This is a genomic window from Bifidobacterium sp. UTBIF-78, from assembly GCF_006408945.1.
Classification (GTDB): Bacteria; Actinomycetota; Actinomycetes; order Actinomycetales; family Bifidobacteriaceae; genus Bifidobacterium; species Bifidobacterium myosotis.
Map to the genome: position 1 here is coordinate 1 of NZ_JFAO01000003.1, position 13709 is coordinate 13709.

The 13709-nt window shown below is 64.5% G+C and carries 10 protein-coding genes; 6 read left to right on the plus strand and 4 right to left on the minus strand.

The annotated features are described in order from the left end of the window. The first annotated feature begins 480 nt into the window (after positions 1 to 480). The 4 genes from BG22_RS11385 to BG22_RS00555 are packed head-to-tail and all read left to right on the plus strand — an operon-like array spanning position 481 to position 4567. Positions 481 to 837: a hypothetical protein gene (locus tag BG22_RS11385; RefSeq protein ID WP_140492130.1), complete on the plus strand. Its 357-nt coding sequence runs from the start codon at positions 481 to 483 to the stop codon at positions 835 to 837. Next, positions 827 to 1786: an ABC transporter ATP-binding protein gene (locus BG22_RS00545; RefSeq protein WP_258186139.1), complete on the plus strand. Its 960-nt coding sequence runs from the start codon at positions 827 to 829 to the stop codon at positions 1784 to 1786. The genes BG22_RS11385 and BG22_RS00545 overlap by 11 nt, the downstream gene beginning before the upstream one ends. Before the next feature lie 38 nt (positions 1787 to 1824). Continuing rightward, positions 1825 to 3084 carry an ABC transporter permease gene (locus BG22_RS00550; RefSeq protein ID WP_140492133.1) on the plus strand — a complete coding sequence of 420 codons (1260 nt, stop codon included), beginning with the start codon at positions 1825 to 1827 and terminating at the stop codon, positions 3082 to 3084. Next, the gene (locus tag BG22_RS00555) at positions 3071 to 4567 is read left to right on the plus strand and encodes an ABC transporter permease (RefSeq protein ID WP_140492137.1); all 1497 of its coding nucleotides are present in this window, start codon (positions 3071 to 3073) and stop codon (positions 4565 to 4567) included. The genes BG22_RS00550 and BG22_RS00555 overlap by 14 nt, the downstream gene beginning before the upstream one ends. A gap of 29 nt (positions 4568 to 4596) precedes the next feature. On the opposite strand, the gene BG22_RS00560 is transcribed toward BG22_RS00555, so the two are convergent. Beyond that, the gene (locus tag BG22_RS00560) at positions 4597 to 6054 is read right to left on the minus strand and encodes an ATP-binding protein (RefSeq protein WP_140492328.1); all 1458 of its coding nucleotides are present in this window, start codon (positions 6052 to 6054) and stop codon (positions 4597 to 4599) included. A 415-nt stretch (positions 6055 to 6469) separates the two neighbouring features. Here BG22_RS00560 and BG22_RS00565 point away from each other — a divergent pair, with 415 nt between their 5' ends. Further along, the gene (locus BG22_RS00565; protein WP_140492140.1) at positions 6470 to 6781 is read left to right on the plus strand and encodes a hypothetical protein; all 312 of its coding nucleotides are present in this window, start codon (positions 6470 to 6472) and stop codon (positions 6779 to 6781) included. Between the two features lie 36 nt (positions 6782 to 6817). Here BG22_RS00565 and BG22_RS00570 read toward each other — a convergent pair whose 3' ends face one another. The 3 genes from BG22_RS00570 to BG22_RS00580 form a co-directional block, all read right to left on the minus strand. Continuing rightward, positions 6818 to 7855, minus strand: a complete 1038-nt coding sequence (locus BG22_RS00570; RefSeq protein WP_140492143.1) for a cobalt transporter — start codon at positions 7853 to 7855, stop codon at positions 6818 to 6820. Between the two features lie 775 nt (positions 7856 to 8630). Next, on the minus strand, positions 8631 to 9947 hold the full coding sequence (locus BG22_RS00575; protein WP_140492330.1) for a nucleobase:cation symporter-2 family protein: 1317 nt from the start codon (positions 9945 to 9947) through the stop codon (positions 8631 to 8633). Positions 9948 to 10089: 142 nt separating this feature from the next. Beyond that, the gene (locus BG22_RS00580) at positions 10090 to 10671 is read right to left on the minus strand and encodes a xanthine phosphoribosyltransferase (protein WP_094668176.1); all 582 of its coding nucleotides are present in this window, start codon (positions 10669 to 10671) and stop codon (positions 10090 to 10092) included. Between the two features lie 228 nt (positions 10672 to 10899). Here BG22_RS00580 and BG22_RS00585 point away from each other — a divergent pair, with 228 nt between their 5' ends. Then, complete coding sequence (locus tag BG22_RS00585) at positions 10900 to 13638, plus strand: ATP-dependent helicase (protein ID WP_140492146.1); 2739 nt, start codon at positions 10900 to 10902, stop codon at positions 13636 to 13638. The last annotated feature ends 71 nt before the right edge of the window (positions 13639 to 13709 follow it).

Below are 13709 nucleotides of genomic sequence, written 5' to 3' on the forward strand. Positions count from 1 at the left end.
GGGAATGCATTCCGGCCTGTTTTGCACGTGTGTTCCGCGTCTTATCTCGTGGAATCATTGGAATTTCGCCGCTTCTCCAAAAGTGAGGTGGGTGGTCCTGCGGGACGCAAGTGCAGAATCGGTCATTATTGCATGTGCGTCCCGTATCTGCCTTGTATTCGCCTCGTATCATCACGGGACGGAAACGTGTTTCGGGGAGTTGCGCCACCTGCGCGTCCCCGCGTCCGGTAGTTGTGACGCCGCTAGTGGTCTGCCTCTTAAATAATTGAGGGCTTCGGCTTTTTCTCTCCCTTAGTCAGCTTCGCTGACAGCCCCTCGTCAGGGGAGGACCGATACCACTCAAACAATTGCGAGACAGGCCACTAGCTATGATCCGCCGCGGAAAACCGATGGAGGCAGCTCGACGCATATACCGCGCAGGGCTGCGCATGCGACGTAACCGATGACAAATGTCACTGCGTCAAGGACGGAACGTGACGTTTGTGGCTGGCTGGGCAACCCTGCGCTTGGGATGATGGAGACAACCCGAGAAGGGGACAATCCCAGGAAAGGAGCGGATATGGCGGACGACAGCACGACCCGCGCAACCCTCACGGATGCCTCGGCCTTCGACGGCGAGGAAGACGCGGTCCGAACTGGCCAGGGCGCCCAGACACCCAACGCCGCTCGGGCTGTGACAACACCGGCCGTGACAACACCGGGCGGGACAACACCGGGCGGGACAACACCGGGCGGGACAACGCCGGTTACGACAACACCGGCCGAAAAAACTCAGTCGGATGCGGCGGCGAGGCAGTCGGATACGGCGGTGCCGGATTCGAAGCCCGTGACAGGTGACGCAGACAACGAGACCCCGGCCGTCAGCGTTTCGAAACTCGTCAAGCACTACGGCGACATGGTGGCCCTCGACTACTTCGACCTCGAGGTGCGGCAGGGCGAGATCTTCGGCCTACTTGGCCCCAACGGCTCCGGCAAGACCACGGCGATCAACTGCATCCTTGCCCTGCTCACCTACGATTCGGGCACCATCCGCGTCTTCGGCCAGCCGATGACGCCCACCAGCTACGCGCTCAAACGCCGCATCGGCATCGTGCCGCAGAACGTGGCCGTGTTCAACGAGCTCACCGTCACCGAGAACATCGACTACTTCTGCTCCCTGTACGTGCCGAAGAAGGCCGACCGCGCCCCGCTGGTCGAGGAGGCGATCGAATTCGCCGGGCTGCAGGACTTCCGCAAGTTCCGCCCCGGCAAGCTCTCGGGCGGCCTGCTGCGACGCCTCAACATTGCCTGCGGCGTCGCCCACAAGCCCGACCTCATCTTCTTCGACGAACCGACCGTGGCCGTGGACCCGCAAAGCCGCAACGCCATCCTCGAGGGCATCGAACGACTCAACAAGGCCGGCGCCACCGTGATCTACACCAGCCACTACATGGAGGAGGTCGAGCAGATCTGCGACCGCATCCTCATCATGGACCACGGCCGTCATCTCGCACTCGGCACCGCCGACGAGCTCAAATCCATGATCGACACCGGCGAGCGCATCACCATCGAGACGCTCGATCTGACCGACGAGACGCTTGACGCCGTGTGCGGGCTCGGCTTCGTCATCGAAGCCACGTACGACGGCCGCGAGCTCGACGTGCGCTGCCGTCGCGGCGACCATAATCTGGTGGACCTGATCGGCGTGCTGCGGGCCTCCGGCGCGAACGTAGGCCATCTGACCAGCCGTCCGCCCACCCTGAACGACGTGTTCCTCGAACTCACCGGCAAGGCGCTGCGCGACTAGCCGCGCGACCCGTCGAAACCCGTCGAAAGGAGGCAACCATGTGGTCCACATTCGTCATGACGCTGAAGTCGAACGTACGCAACAAGGCGTCGCTGTTCTGGCTCATCGTGTTCCCGCTCGTGCTCGCCACCCTGCTCACCGGCATGTTCGGCGATCTGGCCGAGGGCTACGAGCTCAAGCCTATTCCGATGGCGGTGGTGGAGGATGCGCGTCTGGACGGCTCGGCCGGCGCGAAGACGTTCGTCGGCGCGCTCTCTGGCGACTCCACGGCGTCCGTCGTCTCGCAGCCGGCTTCGGAGTCGGGTGGTCTTGACGACCTCGGCACGAAGCTTGTGGAGGCCACGCCGGTCGCCTCCACCGATCAGGCACGCAAGGCGCTCGCCGACGGCACCGTGGACGGCTACATCGCCGCCGACGGGAACGGCCGCCTGACGATCATGCTCGCCTCCAAAGTGGCGTCCGGCGCGGCCGGCTCGATGGATTCGGCATCGTCCGAGGCCATCGCCATCGCCGCACTGGACGGCGCGATCGACCTGTACAACCGGACCGACGCCGTCACCCGCGAAACCATCGAACGTAATCCGCAGGCGGCGACCAGTCGCGTGTTCTGGTCGTCGCTCGGCGACGTCACCGGCATGACCCGCGAGATTAGGCTCACGAACTTCAAGCCGGACGTCATGGCACGGTACTTCTACGCGATGCTCGGCATGGCCTGCCTGATGGCCATGGGCTATGCGATCTCCGCGGTCACCACGGCCCAGGCGAACCTGTCCGCGCTGGGTATTCGCCGCACGGTCGCGCCGCTGGGGCGCGGCCGGCAGCTGCTGGCCGGATTCCTCGCCAGCTGGCTGTGCTCCGGCCTGAGCTTGCTGATCGCCCCGGCCTACATCCGGTACGTGTGCGGCATCGCGCTTGGCGGGCGCGAGCCGGCCGCCGTGCTCGCCGTTGCGGTCGCCTCGTTCATGGCCTGCGCGTTCGGCACGATGATCGGCGCGATTCCGAAACTGCCGCACAGCGTCAAGATGGGCCTGACCAGCGCGATCGCATGCACCCTGTCGCTGTTCTCCGGCCTGTACGGCGGGTTCGCGATGGCCCTGAGCGACTGGATCGCCCGCAACGCGCCGGTCCTCGCCCTCATCAACCCCGCCCAGCAGGTGGCCAACCTGTTCTACGACATCCTCTATTTCGACAGCTACCGTCCGTTCCTCGTCACCTGCGCGGTCCTGCTCGCCATGAGCACGCTCTTCCTCGCCGTGGGTGTCGTCATGCTGAAGGAGCAGCGTTATGAACACCTGTAAGGCCACGGTCCGCGTACTCGTCGCGCACCGGTTGTACATCGTCATCTACCTCGTGCTTATTGGCATCATGATGTTCGCCATTAGCGGCGCCCAACTGTTCGGGTCCCGGGACGCCAGCGCCGACACCTACGAACCCGGCCGTGCGACGGTGGCCGTCATCGACCGCGACGGCAACCGGGGGCATATCGCCGAGACGATGCGCGCGTATCTGGCCGACGGCAACGACCTGACCGAGCTTGAGGACCGGAGCGAAACCCTGCAGCAGGCCGTCGCCTCGCACTGGGTGGACCTCATCGTCATCATTCCGGAGGGCTACGCCGACAAGCTGCTCGACTCGGCTGTCTCGGGCGGGTCCGCCCCGGCCGTCGAGACCGTGACCAGCTACGTATCCGGCGCCGGCGCGATGGCGTCGATGAATGTGAGCGGGTTCCTGTCCATGACCCGCACGGCGTTGGTCGGCGGAAACGTGTCGGTGACCGACGAGGACTGGATCGCGAAGTACGGTGAATCAGCCGGCGGCCAGTCGGGTGGCTCACCGGTTGCCGGGAGCGGTGCGCAGGAGTTCGATTGGTCCTCCATCGTCGGCGCGTCGGGTGCGTCCGGCGCGACCGGTGACGCCGGGGCGCATCAGAGCGTCACCCTCGATATGCTGCCGGAAGGGCGGCTGAAGAGCCTCACCTTGGACGATTTGGCCGCTGCCGCCGGCGAAGTCCGGGATGTCGCCGGCGACAGGAAAGCGAACCCCGCAATCGCCGTGGATCACAGCGACGCCCGCGCCGATGCCGTGGACACCACGGATGCGGCCGTGAGCGGCTTCGGCACGACGATGAAGACCGCGCTCTATCCGCTGTTCCTCGCCATGACCGTGTGCACGGCGCTGGTGCTGGGCGTGTTCAACGAGGGCGAGACCAGGCGGCGCCTGTTCGCCTCGCCGCAGCGTTCCTCGGTGATGGGCATGCAGCGCATGGCCGCCCTGTGCGCGTTCGCGCTGATCGTGGTGGTCGCCTATCTGGCGGCCGCAGTGGCGCTGATGCTGGTCGCCGGGCTCGACCTTTCACGGCTGTCTCCGGCCGGCGTGGCGATGACGACGGCCTCGGCCTGCGTCTATGCGCTGATGACTGTGGCCTGCGGGTTCCTGCTCGGCGAATGCGACTTCAGCGAAGTGATGGCCAACGGGTTCGCCAATCTGTTCGGCCTGCTCATCATGTTCACCTCGGGCATCTCCCTCCCGTTGGACATGATGCCTGAGGTGATGCTCGCCATCGGTCGCATGCTGCCGGGCTGGTGGTACTGCGTGGCGGTTGACGATGCCCTCGGCATCGGCACGGCGTCGGCCGGCGGTGTGGATGTGGCCGGCTGGGCCACCTCGACCGGTCTGGTGGCGCTGTTCGGCGTGACGTTCCTCTGCGTGGGGCTGGCCGTCGGACGCCTCCGCCGTTCCCGTCCGGTGTCCGTGGCCCCCGCCACCACCCAGCTCGCCTGACGGAGAACCGAAGTTCAAAGAGCTCCGGCCTAGTTCCCCTTCAACCGGTACCGCTGGGTCGGGTCGTCCTGGAATCGTACCTTGGCGACCCGGCCCTCGCGTATGAGCTCGCGCATGCCGGACGTGGCGGCCAGCGGAGTCAGCTGCAGTTCGCGGATGATCTCCTTGATGCTCATCGCCGAATGCCGCTCCAGCACGGTCATAATGGCCTTGGACACGTCGCTGGGCGAGCTGTTGCGCACCGTGCGGTGGCGGGTCAGCGTCATCGTGAACGTGCTCACGTCGTTGCGCGTGGTCGCCGGCTCGATGCCGGCTTCGCGCAGGGCCGCCGCGATGCGCTGGTAGCCGTCGCCGCCCTCCGGGTTCACGAACCCGCCGCCGGGGTAGGGCGTGGACTCCAGCAGTGTGAACAGGAACTGGTTCCTGGTGGAGACGAACGGCACGCCGGTCACCGGATGCGGATTGGCGAGCACATCGTGCGTCACCGTGCCGTACAGGCCACCGGGGTTGGCGATTTCGATACGGTCGGTGAATACGTTGATGCGCACTTGCGTGCCGCGCGCATCGGGGGAGTAGTCGCGGTGGGTGAGCGCGTTCACGATCGCCTCGCGCAACGCCACCGGCGGATAGTCGGGCTTCTTCGCGCCGATCCACCGCATCAGCGACTCCACCGCATCCTCGACCATCACCGGAATCGACCCGACGATCGAGCGTGATGCCACCAGACGCTCGTCGCCGCGGAACACATCGTCGCGGCTGATGCCGGGGAAGACGGCGATGGCAATGCCAAGTCTTGGATAGTATTTCTGCGGATACCGGCCCAACGCCATCAATCCCGCCAACGTGGGGCGCAGCACCCCGCCGACGTGCGCCTCGTCCGAATCGTCGTGCCTGAGCACTTGCAGGTCCAGCAGCGTGTCCGCGTCGCTGCGCCCGGCGAATACATGCGGATGCTGTTCGCGCACGCGGGCGAGCAGGCCGGCCACCAGCGCGGGGTCGAGATCGTCGATGGTGGCGCCCGGCACGATGTCGAGATCGTAGGTGGGCTGCAGATGCTCCTCGATGAGACGGTCCACCTCGTAGGCAGTCATGCGCCGGTCGCCGTCGCCGGTGCGGATGAACGAACCGCCGTGGGGACCGAGTGCGGTGGTGAAGCAGGGCTTGTCGCGCGGCAGCATCTCGTCGATGCGGGCGAACACCAGATTCGCGCCTTCGAACGGGCAGGTGACGATTACCGGACGCACCACAGGCGTCATCTTCTCGCAGGCCTGGCTCAGCGCCTCCTGCATGGCACGCGCGTCGAAATGGTCGACCGGTGTGAATCCGGCCTGCTCCGAAAGTCCGAGGATGATCCAGCCGCCCGACCCGTTGGAGAATGCGGACAGCGTGTCCGTGATGGTCGAGGAGATGCGGCGCTTGCATTCCTTGACCTCGCACTGCTGCGTGTCGTTGCCGATCATACGCATCAGGCCGATGAGCTCGGTCATCTTCGCGGTGTAGTCGTCGATGGAATGGCGCTCGGTGCCGGCGTCGTCGCCGGATGCGGCGAGGGGCGAGGCGATTGGAAGAACGACCGACGGGCTGGCCGCGTCAGTGGTCTGTGCGTGGGCGATCGGGCCGTTCGGCGCGCCCGCCGGATGATCGGTCGGCTCTTCGGCCGCGGCGGGCCCGTCAATGCGATGCATGTCGTCGGTCATGGCGCGCCTCCTTGGGACAGAAGAACCCGTGTTGGCACCATTGTGCCGCAGCTGGCGAGGTGGATGCGAGCGGAGTCTTCCCAAGCGCCTTGCAATTCATCGAGAATTCATGCGGGATGTACCGCATGGCGTGTCGATATAATGGAGGATACGGCGGCGCGGTGGCCGTCCGGAACAGTCAAATGCCATTGATAGGGGAGTAATCATGAGCGACACCAACGAAACCGATACGTTCACGTTCAATGAGGACGGGGTCAACGACGTCACGGCGGAAGATCAGCCTAGCGCGACGGAGGAGGTCTGCGCCAAGGCGGCCCATTGCCCGCTCAAGCACCACCCCGGCCTGTGTGGCAAGGGCGGCAAGTGCCCGGTCAAGAACCTTTCCAAGGCGGACGTCATCGCCGGGGCCGTGACCCTGGCAACTATGGTGGCCCTGACCGTGGCGACCTACTATCTCCAATTCGCAATTACCAAGGCCGCCGTCAAGTCGGCCCTCAAGGAGACCCGTCTGCGCTAAACGCCTGCGATAAAGCCGGCCTCCTGCTATCCGGCCCTATCCGGCCAGAGTGATGGTGATGCTCTGATTGGCGGTTTCGTTGCCGACCCACGCGCCGTCGGTGCGATTCCAGCTCATGCCATTGGCGGTGATCGCGTCGATGCCGTATTCGCGCGCATGGGTGACCAGCCAGCCCGCCGCCTGCCAGCAGGCGCGCGACTGTCTGGCCTCGTCAAGGCCGGAAGGCAACGTCACAGTTAATGTCGTGCGGGCGGTGGTCTTGTCATCGCTGCCATGCCGTCCGAACTGGCCGAACCAACCGAACAGGCCGCTCGTCCCGGAGCCGGCGGATGAGGATGACCCGGCGGAATCCGTTGTGGCTGTTGCATTATCGGACTTGCCGGAGCCCGACGGATTCTCGGCGATGACGACATTCGGCAACGCGGCCTGCACCGCCGTTTTCAGCTCATCCGCGTCCGAAGACGATGCTGGTTCCAACGCGCATGAGATGCCGGCCGCGTGCTCGCCGGTGAGCCCTGCCGCCCATGCGCGCGCCATGGCGTCCCAGTTGGCATATAAATCGGGGTAGCCCGAGCGTTGCACCTTCTGTGCCGCATCCTCCACAGGAATCGTCTGCCAATCGGGAACCTTGAGCAGATGGTCATAGAAGATGTTCGTCGCATACGTCATATCGGTCACCTGCTCCGCCGTGCCCCATCCTTGGCTGGGACGCTGCTGGAACATGCCTAGGGAATCCAGATCGCCGTAGTCCAGGTTCGTCAGCCGAGACTCCTGCATGGCGGTCGCGATGGCCACCGTGGCCGCATGGTCCGGCAGACCCCTGTTGACGGCGATATTCGCGATGAGCGCGGTGTTGCTTGCCTGTTCCGGGGTCAGTGTGTGCCGCACCCCGTCGGCGGTCGTGGCGGCGCAGTACGCGTCGGCGGCGGAACGCACGTATTCGCGCGGCCCGAACAGCTTCGGCAGCAATAGCATTCCGGCTACGATCAACAGCGCGGCGCCTGCGGCCACCGCCACCAGAATCGGACCGTCATTCGGGCGGCGTCGGGCCCCATACCGCGTGCGTCGTGCCATGGCGTCTCCATTCCGTGCTCATGCATCTTTGACTGTTCCGTGACTGTTCATGCCGGTCGTCGGCGTTCATCCCCGATACGTTGCAGTACGCCGCCTGCATCCATCAGATCAGCATGTCGCGCTACATCTGAAACGAATTTCGACCGTCATCCTCTCACGATTCTTCACGACGCCCATCATGCCTGCAATACTTCTCTGGAATGATTGGGGTGCACCCATCGCAGAGGCGACGTTTCCATGCTCTCCATTCGGTTTTCGGCACAACGCGTTCGTATCTCGTTTGCGAGGGGTACATTCGCGGTGCTGCGGAGAGCTATCTGCGTTGCAAGGGGTACCTCACCTACGATAACGCGGGTACGCACGTTGAAATTCCAATGCAGATACCCGGGCTATTCTGATTGAGGTACCCCTTGCAACGCAGATAGCTCTCCGCAAGGTCGTAGATGTACCCCTTGCAAAGCAGAATACCCTCGTTGGATTCCCCTATACCTTTCCGGATCAAGTTGGCGGCGTCCTGCGTGGGTTCATCGTCGCAATGCCATCCGCAATCTCTTGATATGAGAAACCGCACCTGACGAGCATCGAATCTGAAGTATTTCAGTTCGACTTTCACCAGATGCGGTCCATACGGGGCGGAATTTATATTTCCTTGTTTCGGGCAAGGAACCTGCGTTTATCGTTCCTTGTTGCGAGCGGCAAGCTGGTGCTTGCTGCTCCTTGCTGCGAACAGCGAGGCAGTGCTTATTGTTCCTCGCTTCGGGCAGCGAGCCAGTGTCTATTGTTCCTCACTGCGAGCAGCGAGGAAGTGCTCCTCACTGGGCAGGACGGCGTTGAGGATCACGGCGACGACGAAGGCCACGGCGATGCAGTTCGAGGCGAAGATCTGCTGGAACAGGGCCGGGAAGTGCGCGAAGATGTCGCTCACCTGCGTGAAGCCGATGCCGATGGTCAGCGAAAGCGCCGCGATGGTGATGTTGCGCTGCGTGAAGCCCGCCTCGGCGATCATCTGGAAGCCGGAGAGGATGATGTTGCCGAACATCATGATCGTGCAACCGCCGAGCACCGCCTGCGGCAGCGAGTTGAACACCTCCGCGATGGCCGGTACGAAGCTCGCCAGAATCAGGATCAGGCCACCGGAGAGGATCACCTTGCGGTTGACCACCTTGGTCATGGCCACCAGGCCGATGTTCTGCGCGAACGAGGTGAGCGGCAGGCATCCGAACAGGCCGGAGACCGAGGAGATGAGACCGTCGCCGGCGATGGCGCCCGCGGTCTCCTTCTCGGTGGGCAGACGGTTGAGGCCCACCTTGGTCAGGGCGGCGGTGTCGCCGAGCACCTCGACCGAGGAGACGACATAGAGCAGCGCGAGCGAGATGATCGCGCCCGGATCGAACACCGGCTTGAACGGCATGAACTGCGGCACGGAGACGATGGCGAGGCCCTGGAAGCCGGAGAAATCGACCTTGCCCATGCAGACGGCCACCACGTAGCCCACCACGAGGCCGAACAGCACGGACAGCTGCTTCAGCGTGCCCTTCATGAGCAGCTGGAACGCCAGGCACGCCACCAGCGAGACCAGGCCGAGCGTGAGGTTCTCCCACGAACCGAAGTCCTTCGCGCCGGAGCCGCCGCCGAAGCTGGTGGCGCCCACGTTCAGCAGGGAGAAGCCGATGGACGTGACCACGATCGCCGAGACGATCGGCGGCACGAAACGACGCCAGTACTGTGCGGTCAGGCCCAGCACCAGCTCAAGCAGACCGCCGACCAGCACCGCGCCGACGACCGCGCCATAACCCTTGTCGGCGCAAATGGCCACCGCGGCCGCCACATAGGTGAAGGAGATGCCGGTGACCATCGGCAGGCGGGAGCCGATGCGCCACGCGCCGTACAGCTGCAGGCAGGTGCCGAGACCCGCCACCAGCAGGCCGGCCTGGATCACGGTGGCCGACTGCGCCGGGGTCATCTTCGCGGCGGAGGCCACGATGAAAATCGGGGCCAGATTCGCCACGAACATGGCCATGACGTGCTGCAGGCCGAACGGGATGCCCTTCCAGAACGAGACCGGCGCATCCAGCGAGGTCAGCGCCTCCATCGAAATGCCCGCCGACTTGGCGTGGTCCTGCTTCTTCTCTTGCTCTGTGCTCAAAACTCTTCTCTTTCCTTCTCTTTTCCTGATGTCATATCGGCGCAAACCGTGCGACTCACGCCCCACCCGGGCATGCCGGGGCACCGGCTCAGTGACGGAATACGATGGTGCCGGTCTCCGGGTCCATGGACTCCACGATGGCCAGCGAATCCACGTCGTAGCCGTCGGCGCGCAGCTGGTCGCCGCCGCCCTGGAAGCCCTTCTCCACCGCGATGCCGATGCCCTCCACAATCGCGCCGGCCTCCCCGCATAGCTCGATCAGACCACGCAGAGCCTTGCCGTTGGCCAGGAAGTCGTCGATGAGGAGCACATGGTCGCCCGGATTCAGGTACTTTTTGGAGACGATCACCGGGAACTCCTTCTGCTTGGTGAAGGAGTAGACGGTGGTGGTGTACTGGTCGCCATCGAGATTGATGGACTGCGCCTTCTTGGCGAACACCACCGGCACGTCGCCGAAGTGGCGGGCCGCGCAGCAGGCGATGCCGATGCCCGAGGCTTCGATGGTGAGGATCTTGGTGATGGTCTTGCCCGCGAAGTGCTCGGCCCAGGCCGCGCCCATGTGGTCGAACAGGCGCACGTCGCACTGGTGGTTCAGGAATGCGTCCACCTTGAGCACGTTGCCCGGTTTGACGGTGCCTTCGGCCTGGATTCGCTCCTCAAGTTCCCGCAATGGATTACCTCCTTGAATGTGCATGTGGGATATGGCAAACCAGCTTACGCTGACCGGCGCATATGGTAGATATGAATGTCGCACTGGAGACGGTCGGCGGCAAGTCGGCGGCAGGTTTCGGCGGTCGGCGGCACATGCCGCAATCGTCGGCGGGGCTGCCGCAGGTGACCGCAATCAGGATTATCGGCAGGATATTCAGGATATTCGAGGGACATCAGGGAGGAAGCAGTGGTCGAGGAGCCGGAAGTCATAGCGCGCAGCGCCCAGGAACTGGTGGACGACCTCAATCCGCAACAGTCCGAAGCCGTGCAGTACCGCGGCCAGGCGCTGCTCATCGGCGCGGGCGCGGGCTCCGGCAAGACCCGTGTGCTCACCCGCCGCATCGCGTGGATTCTGAGCCAGTTCGGTGCGTGGCCCAGCCAGGTTCTGGCCATCACGTTCACCAACAAGGCCGCCGCCGAGATGCGCGAGCGCCTCGCCTCGCTCATCGGGCCCGTGGCCCAACGCATGTGGGTCTCCACCTTCCATTCCGCCTGTGTGAGAATCCTCCGGCGCGACGGCAAGTCCATCGGCCTGAAGTCCGGGTTCTCCATCTACGATTCCGCCGATTCCGAGCGATTGGTCAAAATCATCGCCACGGAGTTCAACCTCGACGTCAAGCGCTACACGCCGCGCTCGATCCTGGGCCACATCTCCGACCTCAAGAACAATCTGACCGGCTGGAAGGAATACCTCGCCCTGCACGCGCCGGACTTCACCCCCGGCCAGCGTGGCTACCAGTTCGGCACCGTGGGTGATCTCGAAGCCATCTACGCGGTGATCTACGCCGAGTACGAGCATCGACTGGCCCTGGCCAACGCCGTGGATTTCGATGACCTCATCGGCCGGACCGTCGAACTGCTGCGGTCCGATCCGGCCGTCGCCGACTACTATCATCACCGGTTCCGCTACATCCTCGTGGACGAGTATCAGGACACCAACCACGCCCAGTACGTGCTCGTGCGCGAGCTCGCCGGCGTGGATTCGGGGGAGCGACCGGTGCCGGGGGCGCCGAACGCCGGCAAGTCCGGCCCGGCCTGGATTACCGTGGTGGGTGACTCCGACCAGTCTATCTACGCCTTCCGTGGAGCCGACATTCGCAACATCCAGGATTTCGAGCAGGATTTCCCGTCGGCCAAGACCATCATGCTCGAACAGAATTACCGCTCCACGCAGACCATTCTGGATGCGGCGAACGCCGTGATCAGTAACAACGAGGGCCGCAAGCCCAAGAAACTGTGGACCGCACTCGGCAAGGGCGAGCCGATTGTGGGTTATGCGGCCGACAACGCGCAGCAGGAGGCCCAGTGGGTGGCCGGCGAGATTGCCCGCCTGCACGCCGAGGAATCCATTGCCTATTCGGATATGGCGATCATGTACCGCGCCAACGCGCAGTCGCGCTCGCTGGAGGAGGCGCTCATCAACGCCGGGCTGCCGTACCAACTGGTCGGCGGCACCAAGTTCTACGAGCGGCGTGAGATCAAGGACGCGCTGGCCTATCTGCAGGCGCTCGTCAACCCGGATGACGACGTGAACCTGCGCCGCATCCTCAACGTGCCCAAGCGGGGACTGGGCGATCGCGCCGAGGGCATCCTGCTCGCCTTCGCCCGTGAACGCGGCGCCAGCTTCTTCTACGCGCTCATGCATCTGGACGAGATCGAGAACGTGCCCACCCGCACCGCCAACCAGCTCAAGGCGTTCCGCGACCTGATGGGCGCGCTCTCGCAGTTCACCCGCGCCCACGACTCCAAACCCAGCGAAATCGTGGCCGAAGTGCTCGAGAAGTCGGGACTCCGGGCCGAGCTCGAGAAGTCCGTGGACCCGCAGGACGCCTCCCGTCTCGAAAACCTCTCGCAGCTGCAGTCCACGGCCGCCGAATTCGAGCAGAACACCCCGGACGCCACGCTCTCCGCCTTCCTCGAGACCACGGCGCTCGTGGCCGACTCCGACCAGCTGCCCGGCGAGCAGGAGGATTCCGGCAAGGTGACCCTCATGACACTGCACACCGCCAAGGGCCTCGAATACCCGGTGGTGTTCCTCACCGGTATGGAACAGGGCACGTTCCCGCATTCGCGCTCCATGGAGGACACCACGGAGCTGCAGGAGGAACGCCGTCTGGCGTATGTGGGCATCACGCGCGCCAAGCGTCGGCTGTACGTCACGCGGGCCGCCGTGCGTTCGCAATGGGGGCAGGCCGCCGATATGATGCCCAGCCAGTTCCTCGATGAGATTCCCGAGAACCTCATCGACTGGAAGCGCCGCGAGGCCGGTGTGGAGCGCATGCGCGGCGAATGGAACGACGGGTTCGCCGACGACCTCGGCGGCTGGGATGACGACGACTTCGGCGGAACGTCGTTCGGCGGGTCCTCGACGTTTGGCGGGCGCGGTTCCGGCTCGTCCTATGGCGGTTCGTACGGTGGGTCCTATGGAGGTTCCTATGGGGGCTCCGGGACGAAATCCCGGTATGGCTCGTCCTACGGTTCCGGCTCATATGGCTCATCCGAATTCGGCTCGCACGCCTCGTTCGGTTCCGGTTCCTCCTATGGATCGCGTTCGGGCTCCTCATCGGGTTCGCGTTCCGGCTCGCGGTCGCGCTCATACGGTTCCGGCTCGTCCTCCTACGGGTACCGGTCCGGTTCGTCCGATTCCTACGGACACACCCGAGGCGGCAAGGTGACGACCCGCCGCACCACGCCGAAATCCGCCGGCGCGTCCGGCAAGGCCGTGCCCAGTTCGGCACTGACCAAGGACAACGGGCTCAATATCGCCGACTTCCATGTGGGCGACATGATCAGCCATGACCAGTACGGCTTGGGCAAGGTGACCGACGCGCAGGACAAGGGCCGCAACTCCGTGATCACCGTGGACTTCGGCTCGGCTGGTGTCAAGCGCTTGATGCTTAGGGTTGCTCCCATTGAGAAGCTCTAACGAGCTCCTCAATGGGAGCCTTCGCGGCGGTGCCGCTCACCTCGCCTACGGTCAGTCCGCTGGGCTGTCCG

What these genes read in the sequence shown, in the direction of transcription:
- BG22_RS00550 (WP_140492133.1), top strand. Translation starts at nt 1,825, where the DNA reads ATGTGGTCCACATTCGTCATGACGCTGAAGTCGAACGTACGCAACAAG.
- BG22_RS00555 (WP_140492137.1), top strand. Translation starts at nt 3,071, where the DNA reads ATGAACACCTGTAAGGCCACGGTCCGCGTACTCGTCGCGCACCGGTTG.
- BG22_RS00560 (WP_140492328.1), bottom strand. Translation starts at nt 6,054, where the DNA reads ATGACCGAGCTCATCGGCCTGATGCGTATGATCGGCAACGACACGCAG.
- BG22_RS00565 (WP_140492140.1), top strand. Translation starts at nt 6,470, where the DNA reads ATGAGCGACACCAACGAAACCGATACGTTCACGTTCAATGAGGACGGG.
- BG22_RS00570 (WP_140492143.1), bottom strand. Translation starts at nt 7,855, where the DNA reads ATGGCACGACGCACGCGGTATGGGGCCCGACGCCGCCCGAATGACGGT.
- BG22_RS00575 (WP_140492330.1), bottom strand. Translation starts at nt 9,947, where the DNA reads ATGGAGGCGCTGACCTCGCTGGATGCGCCGGTCTCGTTCTGGAAGGGC.